The sequence below is a fragment of the Sphingomonas lacusdianchii genome, from assembly GCF_022664395.1.
In the GTDB taxonomy this organism is placed as follows: domain Bacteria; phylum Pseudomonadota; class Alphaproteobacteria; order Sphingomonadales; family Sphingomonadaceae; genus Sphingomonas; species Sphingomonas lacusdianchii.
In genome coordinates this window covers 426,486-438,873 of the sequence record NZ_JAKRET010000002.1, presented here as the reverse complement: position 1 = coordinate 438,873, position 12,388 = coordinate 426,486, and the positions used below count along the sequence as shown (strand labels likewise).

Sequence of the window (12,388 nt, the reverse complement as noted above, 5' to 3'; positions counted from 1 at the left end):
CACCATGACCCTTCGTTCCATGCTCCTGCTGGGCGCCCTGCTGTTTGCCGCGCCGCTCGCCGCGCAGGAGGCGCCCGAGCCGCCGCTCGCCCAGCCGACCGTCGCGCCCGAACGCATCGTCCTCAACCTCGCTGCCGATCCGGCCCATGCCATGGCGGTGACATGGCGCTCGGCGGCGGGGCTGCCCGGGCTGGTCGAACTGGCGGAGGCGGGCGACGGCCCGGACTTCGTCGAGACCGCGACGCGCCTGCCCGCGCAGACCGACGACGCGACGATCGCGGTGCGCGAGACACCCACGCTCCATGCCGCCTATCACAGCCTGACCATGACCGGGCTGAAACCCGACACCGTCTATGCCTATCGCGTCGGCGACGGCACGCACTGGTCCGAATGGCTGCAGTTCCGCACCGCCGCCGCGACCGCGCGCCCTTTCCGCTTCCTCTATATCGGCGACATGCAGAACCAGATTTTGTCGGAGGCGTCGCGGACGCTGCGCATGGGGCTGCGGATGGCAGGCGACGCCGCGTTCGTCGTGCAGGGCGGCGACCTCATCAACCGCCACGACAGCGATGCCGAATGGGGCGAATGGTTCGCCGCGGGCGGCTATGCCTATGGCCAGACGCCGCAAATGCCGACGCCGGGCAATCACGAATATGGCCGTGGCCCGGTGCTGAACCCGCAATGGCAGCGCCAATTCACCCTGCCCGCCAATGGCCCCGCCGGGCTCGACCGGCTGCGCGACACCTGCTGGAGCACCGATTATCAGGGGATGCGCCTGATCTCGATCGACGCACCGCAACTGCACGGCGTGCCGGAATCGCGCGCGGCGATCGTGGAGTGGCTGGAACCGCTGCTGGCGCACAATCCAAATCGCTGGACGGTGCTGGTGCTGCACTTCCCGCTCTTTTCGCTGGAGCCGCAGCGCGACAACGAGCGGGTGCGCGATGCGCTGAAGCCGTTGATCGACAAATATAAGGTCGACCTCGTTCTGCAAGGCCACGACCATGGTTATGGGCGCGGGACGATCGGCCCCGATGGCCCCGGCAAGCCGGGCAAGGGTGCGACCTATGTCGTCGCGGTCGCAGGACCCAAGATGTACGATGGCGGCGTCCGCAACTGGGCGGAAAAGAGCGCGACCAACACCCAGACGTTTCAGGTGATCGACGTCTCCGAACGGGAACTGGTCTATCGCGCCTATACGGCGGCGGGGCGCCTGTTCGACGAAACCACTTTGCGCAAATGATCGCAGGCGGGGCGACCGCATTCGCCCCGCCCCTCATCGATCGGCAATGGTACGGCACGCTTTGGAAAGGAAATCACATCGATGCACCTCTCGGCTCCGCTCGTCCGACGTTGCCTGATCGCTACCGCGATCCTGACTGCAACGGCGGCTACTGCCCCGCCGGATCCGTGGCGGATCGTGGAACGGCGTTTCTTTCCCGGTCCGGCCGTCAGCGACGCACGCGGCCAGGGCGTCACCACCGATGGCGTCCATTGGATATTCTCGGGCACCCGGTCGCTCGAGAGGGTCGACGGCGACTTTCGCACGCTTCGCATCGACCGTAGCGCCATCCCCGCGCGGCTGTGGCGACCTTCGCGGCTGTCGCCGATCGGACTCAACCATATCGGCGACATCGATTACGCCAATGGCTTGCTCTATGTGCCGCTCGATTCGAGCCATGCCGATGCCGTCGTCGGCAAGGCCTATGCCCATCCGGTGGTGGCGCTCTACGACGCGCGCACGTTCCGCTATACCGGACGCGCCTATCCGCTCCGCCCGCCGCACGGGACCGACGACATCGCCAGCTGGATCGCGGTCGATCCGGTGAACGCGACGGCTTATGGGATGACCTATCATCAAGCGAGCGAACTGGCCGTCTACAGCCTGCCGGACTTTGCCTTCCGCCGCTACCTACCGCTGTCCCGACCGATCGATGAGGCGCAGGGCGGTAAGGTGCGCGACGGGTGGATCTATCTTGCCACCGATGGCGACGACAAGACGGTCCAGCGCGCCAACTTGATCACGGGTACGGTAGAGACATTGGCTTCCCTCAGGAACGCCGGCGACCAGGAGATCGAGGGCCTCAGCTTCCACGCGGACGCAAACGGCAAACTCTCCCTGAACGTTCTCAGCCGCGAAGACGACCGTCCGGGAAGTGGCCAAGGGGGCATCGCTCTGTATCGGCTCGAACCCTGGGAAGTGGCGGGGGACACTTACCCGAGCCATAGGATCGTGACGGCCAGAATGACCTTGGCGAGATGATTGCGGGCACCCCGCCGGGCGCTTTTGTTATCGCGGTGGGGAAGAAATTCCGTTGAAGCGTCCTGCGCCACTGCGCGACAGATCGTGTCGCACACCGCGGCAAAACCGGCATATGCGACGGTTCGGTCGATAAACGCGGGGTATATTGCTTCGCGTCCGCCATCATCCTGCGTCAGGGACGGCCCATGCCGTCAAGCCGGGGAAAGACAGATGGCATCGCTTGCTTCGATTGGTCCCGCAACAGTCCCGCAACGCACGGATAGCGTAGCGACACCGGCTGCCCGGACCCGGCTGCAGAGTATCGACGCCTTGCGTGGGCTGGTCATGGTTCTCATGCTGCTCGATCATGTGCGCGAGACCTGGTTCGTCTATTACGCAGTGACCGACCCGGTCGACGCACGCACGATCCTGCCGGCGGTCGGCTTCGCGCGATTCATCGTCAGCTTTTGTGCGCCGATCTTCGTCGCGCTGACCGGGCTGGGCGTCTATCTGTTCAGCGTACAGCACACCGTCAGGGAAACGACCCGGTATCTGCTTACCCGCGGATCGTTGCTGATCGCATTCGAACTGCTGTACCTTGGTCCGCTCTATTGGGGAATCGTACCGCAGCCGACCTTCTGGCTGCAGGTCATTTGGTGCATCGGTATCTGCATGATCCTGCTCAGCGGATTGATGCGCCTGCCCCGGCCAGCGCTAATCGCGCTCGGGCTCATCCTGGTGTGCTGCCACAATCTGCTCGATCCGATGCGCCTGCAACCCGATGACAGCCTGTTTCCGCTCTGGGCGATCCTGCATCAGCGCGACACCATCGCGCTGCCGTTCGGCTTTCTGGCCAAGACGACCTATCCGATCCTGCCGTGGATCGGGGTCATCTCGCTCGGCTTCGGCATCGGGCCATGGTTCCGGTCGGACGTTGCGCCCGAGGTCCGGCAGCGCCGGTTGCTCTGGCTTGGCACCGGCATGATCGTAGCCTTCCTCTTGCTGCGCTTCGCCAATGTCTATGGCGACAAACCGTGGTTCGTCGTCGACGGCGATCCCGTACGGACGGTGCTCAGCTTCGTTTCGATGACGAAATACCCCGCGTCGCTGTTGTTCCTCCTGCCCACCTTGGGCGGCGGTGCGCTGATGCTGGTTCTCTTCGAACGTATCGACACCTCGCGCCTGACGGCCGCGCTCGCGGTGTTCGGCGGTGCGCCGATGTTCTTCTACCTGTTCCACCTGACGATATTGCGCATCTTCTATCACAGCGCGGTTGCCATCTGGGGACCGAACCATGGCACGAGCTATGGCTTCGACAATTATGGCGGCGTTATCCTTTGGTACATCGCACTACTGGTGCCGCTCTACCTGCCCACCGCGTGGTTTTCGCGATTGAAGCGGCGGCGTCGCGATATCGCATGGCTCAAATATTTCTGACGGCAGCCGGAAGTCTTGTCGGCAAAGCCATATCAGCATCGATCCTGACCAATAAAGGGGAATGACGTGACCAAGATAAGAATGTTGTTGTCCACGGCAGCCGTTTCGGCCGGCATTCTCGCGCCTGCATTGGCGGGCGCCCATGGAATCTGGTTTGCGCAGCGCGCCAAGCAGATCGCGATCATCTACGGCATCGGTGCCGACGACCTCGAGGCCGTGAAGCGGCAACCCAACATGGAGAATGTCCAGGCCTGGGACGCGGACCTCAATCCGATCGGCGCGCAACTGCGCACCAACGGGTCGCTGGTCGTCGTCGATACCGACGCCCCTCCCGCACTGGTCAGCGCGGTGCTCCAGAACGGCACCTGGTCGAAGCTGCCGGACGGCGAGTTCGTCAAGAAACCGAAGGACGAGGTTCAGAATTCGGTCAAGAGCGAAACCACGATCAAATACGCGACCACCATCCAGGGCACGCTGACCAAGCCGGTGCCGCTGATCCCGTCGCAATTGTTGCAGATCGTACCGGTCGGCGCGCTACCGGCGAAGCTTGGCACGCCGATGACTTATAAGGTCTATTTCAAGGGCAAGCCGGTGTCCGGCGCGACGGTCATCAACGACATGGTGAACGATCCCGACGCGGCGGAGATCGCGACCAAGGCCGACGGTACGGTCACCTTCCCAGTCCGCAATCAGGGACTGAACGTGCTGCGCGCCGTCTATGTCTCGCCGACCGATCAGCCGACCAAGATCGATCATTACGAGCATACCGCGACGCTGTCGTTCACGCTGCCGCACGCACCCGAGAAATAATCGTTCGAGGAGATCACTTATGAAGATCAAGACCCTGTCGATCGCACTCGCGCTGATCGCCGCACCCGCCCTCGCCCATGGCGACGACAAGCCGCGCCATGGCGGACAGGTCGTCGAAGTCGGCGAAACCGTATTCGAACTGGTCCGCGCGCCCGCCGGCGTGTCGCTCTATGTCATGGAGGATGGCGACGAGGTTCCCGCCGCCGGCATGATGGGCAAGCTGTTCGTCACCACCGGAGCACAACGTAGCGAGGTCATGCTGACGCCGGCTGCCAACAACCAGTTCGTCGCCAAGGGCGCCAAGATCCCCGCCGGATCGAAGGTCGGCGTCCTGCTGATCGATCGAAAGACGCAGGCGCGGCAGACCGCGACCTTCGCCGTCAAATGAGGGGGCTGCGTCGCGCGTGGCCGCTGCTCGGCGCGGCCCTGGCGCTCGGCTTGCACGGAGTCGCCGCGGCGCATGGTGTCGCCGAGGGGGACAAGGCGTTCATTCAGAACAATCCCGGCATCAACATCGTGCCCTATATGTATCTGGGTGCGAAACACATGGTGACCGGTTACGATCACCTGTTGTTCCTGTTCGGCGTCATCTTCTTCCTCTATCGGCTGAAGGACGTCGGCACCTATGTCACCTTGTTCGCGATCGGCCACAGCACGACGCTGATGGCGGGCGTGTTCTTTAATATCCACGCCAACCCGTTTCTGGTCGATGCGATCATCGGGCTGTCGGTCGTCTACAAGGCGCTGGACAATCTGGGTGCCTTTCCGACGCTGATCGGGTTTCAGCCGAACCAGAAGGCTGCGGTGCTGATCTTCGGCTTCTTCCACGGCTTTGGCCTGGCGACCAAGCTGCAGGATCTGATCGCGTCGCGCGAGGGGCTGATCCCCAACCTGCTGAGCTTCAACATCGGGGTGGAAATGGGGCAGTTCCTGGCACTCAGCATCATCCTGATCCTGATGACGCTATGGCGTCGCTCGCCAAGCTTCACCCGGAGCGTCGTCGTCGCCAACGCCGTGCTGATGTGCGCGGGGATTGTCCTTACCGGCTATCAGCTTGCCGGTTTCATGACGGAGAAGGTCGCATGACTGCCGCCACCACTGCGCCGTATCAGGCGTCGCCACGAACCCTGGGACGTGCTTCCCTCGCTGCGCTGGCAGCGGGTGCCGCCATCCTCGTGCTGTTCGTCCTCCCGGCGGAATATGCCATCGATCCCACCGGTTCAGGAAAGGCGTTGGGGCTGACCCGGATGGCGACAGGCGACGATGCGGCGGAAGACGCACCCGTGGCGCCAGCGGCTGCATCCGCCCCGGCGATTGCCGTCCCTGCCCAGACCCAGGCGAACATCGCACGCGCCACGCCGTTCCGAACCGACGAGAAGACGGTGACCCTCGAACCCGGCAAGGGGATCGAGGTGAAGGCACGGATGAAGGCCGGCGACAGCTTCAACTTCCGCTGGACGTCGACCGGTCCCGTCCGTGCCGACATGCATGGCGAGCCCGTCGGCGGCAAGGAGGACGAGTTCACCGATTACTGGAAGCAGAAGGACATCGCGTCCTCCCAGGGCAGCTTCACCGCGCCCTTTGCGGGCACGCACGGCTGGTACTGGAAGAACCGCGAGGACAAACCGATCACGGTTACCGTCAGGCTCGACGGCTTCTACGAAAGCGTTTTCGAGCGGAACTAGGCTTCGGCCCATGACGGTGCGCTGGCGGACCATGCCGTTCCGCCAGCGCGTCGACGTCGTCGGCCACCGCAAACGGGTGGCGACCGGTCAGGTCGTCGCCACCCAGTCGAGGCGAAGCGCGCCTCCGGCGCTGCCGGCGATCGCCGTGCCGCCCCGGGCGACGATCCCCTCCGCTACCGCGCGGCGCTGGCTGGCGGTGCCACCGTCGATCGATATCTGACGCCCCAGCCGCGCCGATCCCCACGCCGCGGCGTCGAGCGCGCCGCTGTCGATCACACCCGCGTCGATGGCGACGACCGGCAACGGTGCGTCGGCAGGCGGGGCAAGCCGGACCTGCCATGCGTTCAGTGCCCGTTGTGCACGGACCTCCAGCGCCCGATACCCCACCATGCCGAGCCCCGGCAGCGGCGCGGCGGTGGCCTGCAACGTCCGGGTCGTCGGGTCGGCCTGTGCCGGCGCGGCATCGCTCCCGGCAATGAGTGCGAGGTCGGCGAGAGCGCGCTGCTGTTCGCGGTCGGGATCGGGCGTCGCGACCGCGGCACGTGCGATCTGCGCCGCCTCGACACCTCCGGCAGCGGGATCGACGCGTAGCTGGTCGACATGCAGGTCGATCCTGCGACCGAGCCGGTTTTGCAGATCGGCAGCGAGGACGCGGTCCGCCTGCGGATCTAGCTTCGGGGTCAGCACGACGGCGCGGACGCGGATCGGCGTCGCGGCATAGTCTATATCGAGCTGTCCCAGCCGCGAAGCGTCGGGAAAGCGGTCGCGGATCGTATCGCGCACCTGCCGCTGCGCGACCGCCTCGAACGCGATCTGCCGCAGACCAGTGCCGAGCGGTACCGACAGCACACCGAGCGCCACGACGAACAGCATCAGCTGCCATCCGGTATGCTGCGGCGACAAATGGCTGCCGAAGCCATAGACGCGTGCGACCAGCGCGGCGGTCAGCGCGATGGTGATCGCGTTGGTCAGGAACAACAGCAGCGATCCCGAAAACACGGTCCAGTTCAGCGTGGCGATACCGAAGCCGACCACCGCCAGCGGTGGCATCAGCGCGATCGCGATGGCGACGCCGACCACCGTGCCGCCCCGCCCGCGGATCAGCGCATAGGCACCGGCGACCGCCGACAGCAGCGCGACGAGCAGGTCGAACAGCGTCGGGCGGGTGCGGCCGGCAATCTCGCTGGTGATCGTCTGGATCGGCGACAGGCTGACCAGCACCACCGACAGCGCCACTGCGATCGCCGCGCCCGCCACCAACGCGATCGCCGCGCGCCGGATTTCGCGCGTGTCGAGCGTCGCGATCCCGAACCCCAGCCCGATGATCGGCATCATCAGCGGCGACAGCAACATCGCCCCGATCAGCACCGCGACTGACGGCATCAACAGCCCCAGCAGCGAGATCGCCGCCGACACCACGATCAGGAACGCATAGCGCCCCGACCAGCCTGAATCCTCGGCAATCTGACGCAGAACCGCGTCATGATCGACCCCTCCGACTACCCACATCGACCACCAGCGGCGCGCCTTTGTCCGGCCTTCTGCCGTCGTTGCCGTCATTCCATTCATGCTCCCGCCCGTTCGACACGTCCCGTTCAACGTGCGATGCAGCATAACGTCGCACGACCGGATCTGGCGAGACTCCCGCGTCAGCGCCCGTCGAGCGTGAGCAGCGCGACCCCCTGCCGCGGCAGATCGATGGCGAAGGACCGGCCGCCGGTGGCGACGACCGTCTCCTGCTGCATTGCCGACGCCGCCTCCAGTTCGGCATATTGCTTCTCGTTCGGCGATTGCGGCGATCCCATGCGCTGCCATGCGGTGAAGGCGTTGGCGTGGTCGCGATCGATGCGCCACAGCTTGCCCGACCTCGTCTTCGCCCCGGCAATGTCGAGCTTCACCCGCGCGACCGGCCCGGGGACATCGTCATCGTGGTAATGCCACAACAGCACCGCGATCCGCCCGTCGGATGTCCGGGTCGCGAGCGCCCCGATATCGGCGTCGCCGCGCACCCCGTCCCGGACGACCGCGTCGAGCGGCACCTGCGCGCTGCTGGTCGCGGCGATGCGTTCGGGACCCAGTTTCGCGAACATGCGGAAGACGTTGAGCACCGGCAGGTCGACGCCATTGGTCGACAGCTGGCGATAGCCGGCGAACCATGGCTGGTCCTCGAATTCGAACGACCAGGACAGGATGCCGTCGAGATTGACCTTGCGCCGCGCGGCCAGGTCCCAGATTCGCGCGAAGCTGGCGGCGGTGTAGCTCGAATACATCGTACCGTTACGATAGGCGTTTTGCGGTCCCGGACAGGCGGCGCAGCCCTCGGGATCGCTTTCCCCGATCACGATCGGCTTGGCGGCGAGCGCGGGGAAGCCGGCGACCCGGGTGAAGCCCCGATCGACATTGCGCAGATGCGTCGACAGCCCCATGCGGACGTGACCATCGACGAAGCTCGGCGCGCCCTTGGCATGAAAGGACAGGAAATCGGTCGGCGTGCCTGTCCGGCCGGTCACGTAGTTCCGGCCCGAGGCGACATGGCGCATAAAGCCTTCCATGAACTCTCCGGCCACGGCGACATCGGGACCGCCGACCTTCGCGGTCGGCAGCGCGCGGCGCACCGCGTCGATCGCGAAGTCGTGCAGCTTGTTGAACTCCTCGGGCGACGCCTGCCAATAGAATTTCGAATCCGGTTCGTTCCAGACTTCGAAATACCAACGGTTCACTTCGTCCGCGCCATAGCGTTCGACATTGTGCCGGGTCCATTGATAGACCAGTTCGGCCCATTTCTCGTAACTGCCCGGCGGGTAGGTCCAGCCGGTCGCGATCAGCCGGTAATCGAAGCCGGGCCGCCAGCTATGCTGGTACGGCGTACCCTTCGGCGCGGTCGACAATGCCTGGGGCATGAAGCCGATCTGCAGATAGGGGCGGACGCCGCGAGCGAGGTAGGTATCGATGATATTGTCGACGATCGTCCAGTCATAGACCGGTTTGCCGTCCGGTCCCTCGGTATAGGCATTGGTGCTGCCCCATTTGAAAGCCGCGGTGCCGTCCCCGGTGCTGAGCAGATTGTGCGCACGGAAGAACACCTCGCCCGGTTTCAGTTCGCCCAGTTCGACCAGCAGCTTCCGCCCGTCCTTCATCGTCGCGTAATTGGGTTCGTCGGCGCCGAAGAAGCGCCAGGCCGGCGGCAACGGTCCCAGCGACTGGCGTGCATCGACCGTAACCGACACGTCGCGCGCCGCCGCCGGTGCGGTGTTGGCGGCTGGCACCCTCTGCGCCATCGCAGTCGTTCCGGACACCAACGCAGCCAGCGCCGCCAATTGGGGAAAACGGATCATGCGCCTCTCCTGTATCCTGTCATCGCCCGATCCCCGCGACCTCTAGCGAGCGCTTCTTGCCGAACCCGCTATCTACTCCTACAAATGACCCGTGTCGGCAAGCCGATCATCGGCATCATGACGTAGGCCGTTGACATTCAAGGGTCGGTGACGCCCTTCTGATGTGCGCGGTCTCGCGCTGCTACCCTGTCCGAAAGGCGATCTGTGCTGCGATTTCCCCTGCTCTGCCTCGGTACCATGCTGCTGCTGCCCGGTTGCGGCGCGTCCCAACCGGCGCAGAACGCGACCGCTTCGGAAGCGGCAGCGCCGGTCAATTACGGGTCGGCGACCCCGGCCAAAACCAAGCCGTTCAAGACCGCGACCGTCGCGACGTTCGACAATCCATGGGCGCTGGCGTTCCTGCCCGACCAGCGGATGCTGGTGACCGAAAAGCCGGGAGGGCTGTGGCTGGTCACCGCTTCGGGCAGCAAGACGTCGGTTACCGGCGTGCCGAAGGTACATTTCGAGGGGCAAGGCGGACTGTTGTTCGTCGCGACCTCCCCCGATTTCGCGCAGACCCGGCACGTCTATCTGACCTATTCCGAACCGGGCGAAGGGGGCGACGGGCTGGCGCTGGCACGCGGGACGCTCGATACGAACGGCGCGCCGGCGCTGCGCGACGTGCAGGTGCTGTGGCGGCAATTGCCGCGCGGCGCGGGTGGCCAGTTCGGCGGCTATATCGCCTTCTCGCCCGACGGCCGCTACCTGTTCCTGACGTCGGGCGAGCGGCAGCGCTTCACGCCGGCGCAGGACCCCGATCAGGCGCTGGGCAAGATCCTGCGCCTGACGCTCGACGGCAAGCCCGCCCCCGGCAATCCGCAGGCGGGCAAGACCGGCGCGACCATGATCGGCATCATCGATCCGCCCGAAAACACCGGCGCGGCAGCGAAGGCGGCGGTGCGCAAGGCGGAGATGCCGGCGCCCAATCTGACGCCGGCCGAAACCTGGTCGACCGGGCATCGCAACCCCTATGGCCTCGCCTTCGATGCGCAGGGGCGGTTGTGGGAAACCGAGATGGGACCGCAGGGCGGCGACGAATTGAACCTGATCGAAGCGGGCGGCAATTATGGCTGGCCGGTCGTGTCCTATGGCAAGAATTACGACGACACACCGATCGCATCGCCCGCCGGGAACGCCAAATTCCGCGAGCCGGCGCTCTACTGGACACCGGTGATCGCGCCGGCGGGTCTGGCCTTCTATAACGGCAACATGTTTCCTGACTGGCGCGGCTCGGCATTCGTCGGTGGACTGGCCGCGACGGCACTGGTGCGGATCGCGTTCGACGGCACGACCGCGCGCGAGGCGGAACGCTGGGACATGGGCGCGCGCATCCGGGCGGTCATGGCCGGGCCGGATGGCGCGCTGTGGCTGCTGGAGGACGGCAGCGACGGGCGGCTGCTAAGGCTCACCTCGCCGCGAGCGGGTTGATCCTCTTAACTGCTGGTCCAGCTACCGCCGAGGCTGCGGAACAGGTCGATCTGCGCATCGGCGATCTGCGCGTCGGCCAGCGCCAGGGCTGCTTCGGTATCGGCGAATGTGCGTTCGGCATCGAGTTGCGCGAGGCTGTCGATCTGCCCCTCGCGCTGCTGGGCGCGGGTGATGCGCGCGGCGACCGCCGCCTGATCGCGCGCCGCCTGTAGCGCGGTGCGGCGGTCGAGCGCGCGGGCATAGTTCGACAGGGCCGTCTCGGTCTCGCCCAGCGCGGTCAGGACCACGCCGTCGAACGTCGCGAGGGCCGCCTGACTGTTCGCCTCCGCCCCGGCGATCCGGGCGCGCGCCTTGGCCGGATTGACGTTCCAGCTGAGCAGCGGACCGAGCAGCCAGTTGAGCGGCCCCGCACCGAACACATTGCCAAGCCCCGTGCCGGTCGATCCGATCGATCCGCCGAGACTGATCCGCGGATAAAGATCGGCCGTCGCCACCCCGATCCGCGCGGTCGCCGCCGCCAGCCGGCGTTCAGCGGCGCGGACATCGGGTCGCCGTGCCAGCAGCGCCGCGCCGTCGCCGACCGGGATCGGCTGCGTCAGGCGCAGCGTCGCGCTGCGTTCCGCCGCGATCGCGGGAAGCTCAGCCGGGGTCCGCCCGGTCAGCGCGGCGAGACGGGACAGTGCCGCCTGCCGCTCGGCGGCAATGGCGGGGATATCCGCCTGTCGCTGGTTACGCAGCGCGGCGATCCGTGCGGTATCGAGTCCGGTGGTCAACCCGACCCGCGCCCGCCCCTGCGTTACCCTGAGCGACCGGTCGATCAGCGCGACGATGCGTTCCGCCACCGCCAGTCGTTCGGCGGCAGCGGCAGCGTCGGCATAGGCGCGGGTGGTATCGGCGACCACCGCGACGCGAACGCTGTCGGCATCGGCCTGCGCCGCGCCAACCTCGCCACGCGCCGCCTCGACAGTGCGACCGATGCGGCCGAACAGATCGACTTCATAGGCGACGTCCAACCCGGTATCGATCGTCCAGTTTTCGCGGTCGAGGCCGGGGGGACGCTGGATCGCCGACAATCGGCCATAGGTCGCGCTGGCCCCCGCCGTCGTCTGGGGCTGGCGGTCGCCGCGCACCTCGCGCAGCGACGCGCGGGCGGCGGCGAGCCGCGCGATGGCGACGCGAATATCGGTATTGGCGGCCAGCGCGTCGGCGATCAGCCCGTCGAGCACCGGGTCGCGATAGAGTTGCCACCAGCGATCGTCGGCTGCCGCGGTCGTGGTCACCGCCGGGTTCGCGGCGACGAACGGCCCGGCGGCGGCGGATGGTGTGACCGGCGCATGATAGTCGGGACCGACCGTGCAGGCGGCGAGCGCCAGCGCGGCGGCGGAGGCAAGAAGGATGCGGACCATGATCTG

At 66.2% G+C, this 12,388-nt stretch carries 11 protein-coding genes; 8 read left to right on the top strand and 3 right to left on the bottom strand.

Annotated features, from left to right (window positions below; genetic code table 11):
• Nucleotides 1–4: 4 nt before the first annotated feature.
• The 7 genes from MF607_RS04735 to MF607_RS04705 all read left to right on the top strand — a co-directional run bounded on the left by MF607_RS04735 (nucleotide 5) and on the right by MF607_RS04705 (nucleotide 6,174).
• Nucleotides 5–1,243: a purple acid phosphatase family protein gene (locus MF607_RS04735; protein WP_242116411.1), complete on the top strand. Its 1,239-nt coding sequence runs from the start codon at nucleotides 5–7 to the stop codon at nucleotides 1,241–1,243.
• A gap of 81 nt (nucleotides 1,244–1,324) precedes the next feature.
• The gene (locus tag MF607_RS04730; protein ID WP_242116410.1) at nucleotides 1,325–2,263 is read left to right on the top strand and encodes a hypothetical protein; all 939 of its coding nucleotides are present in this window, start codon (nucleotides 1,325–1,327) and stop codon (nucleotides 2,261–2,263) included.
• Nucleotides 2,264–2,473: 210 nt separating this feature from the next.
• The gene (locus MF607_RS04725) at nucleotides 2,474–3,679 is read left to right on the top strand and encodes an acetyltransferase domain-containing protein (RefSeq protein ID WP_277925704.1); all 1,206 of its coding nucleotides are present in this window, start codon (nucleotides 2,474–2,476) and stop codon (nucleotides 3,677–3,679) included.
• A 66-nt stretch (nucleotides 3,680–3,745) separates the two neighbouring features.
• On the top strand, nucleotides 3,746–4,489 hold the full coding sequence (locus MF607_RS04720; protein WP_242116408.1) for a DUF4198 domain-containing protein: 744 nt from the start codon (nucleotides 3,746–3,748) through the stop codon (nucleotides 4,487–4,489).
• Nucleotides 4,490–4,508: 19 nt separating this feature from the next.
• The gene (locus MF607_RS04715; protein ID WP_242116407.1) at nucleotides 4,509–4,877 is read left to right on the top strand and encodes a hypothetical protein; all 369 of its coding nucleotides are present in this window, start codon (nucleotides 4,509–4,511) and stop codon (nucleotides 4,875–4,877) included.
• Nucleotides 4,874–5,575 carry a HupE/UreJ family protein gene (locus MF607_RS04710; protein ID WP_242116406.1) on the top strand — a complete coding sequence of 234 codons (702 nt, stop codon included), beginning with the start codon at nucleotides 4,874–4,876 and terminating at the stop codon, nucleotides 5,573–5,575. The genes MF607_RS04715 and MF607_RS04710 overlap by 4 nt, the downstream gene beginning before the upstream one ends.
• On the top strand, nucleotides 5,572–6,174 hold the full coding sequence (locus MF607_RS04705; RefSeq protein ID WP_242116405.1) for a hypothetical protein: 603 nt from the start codon (nucleotides 5,572–5,574) through the stop codon (nucleotides 6,172–6,174). Before MF607_RS04710 ends, MF607_RS04705 begins: the two co-directional genes overlap by 4 nt.
• Before the next feature lie 87 nt (nucleotides 6,175–6,261).
• On the opposite strand, the gene MF607_RS04700 is transcribed toward MF607_RS04705, so the two are convergent.
• Nucleotides 6,262–7,734 carry a DUF389 domain-containing protein gene (locus tag MF607_RS04700; protein ID WP_242116404.1) on the bottom strand — a complete coding sequence of 491 codons (1,473 nt, stop codon included), beginning with the start codon at nucleotides 7,732–7,734 and terminating at the stop codon, nucleotides 6,262–6,264.
• 89 nt (nucleotides 7,735–7,823) lie between these two features.
• On the bottom strand, nucleotides 7,824–9,509 hold the full coding sequence (locus MF607_RS04695; protein WP_242116403.1) for a GH39 family glycosyl hydrolase: 1,686 nt from the start codon (nucleotides 9,507–9,509) through the stop codon (nucleotides 7,824–7,826).
• Between the two features lie 204 nt (nucleotides 9,510–9,713).
• Between MF607_RS04695 and MF607_RS04690 the strand changes: the two genes are divergently transcribed.
• Nucleotides 9,714–10,976, top strand: coding sequence for a PQQ-dependent sugar dehydrogenase (locus tag MF607_RS04690; protein WP_242116402.1), 1,263 nt, complete (start codon nucleotides 9,714–9,716; stop codon nucleotides 10,974–10,976).
• 5 nt (nucleotides 10,977–10,981) lie between these two features.
• Here the strand turns inward: MF607_RS04690 and MF607_RS04685 are convergent, their stop codons facing one another.
• The gene (locus MF607_RS04685; RefSeq protein ID WP_242116401.1) at nucleotides 10,982–12,382 is read right to left on the bottom strand and encodes an efflux transporter outer membrane subunit; all 1,401 of its coding nucleotides are present in this window, start codon (nucleotides 12,380–12,382) and stop codon (nucleotides 10,982–10,984) included.
• Nucleotides 12,383–12,388 lie beyond the last annotated feature (6 nt).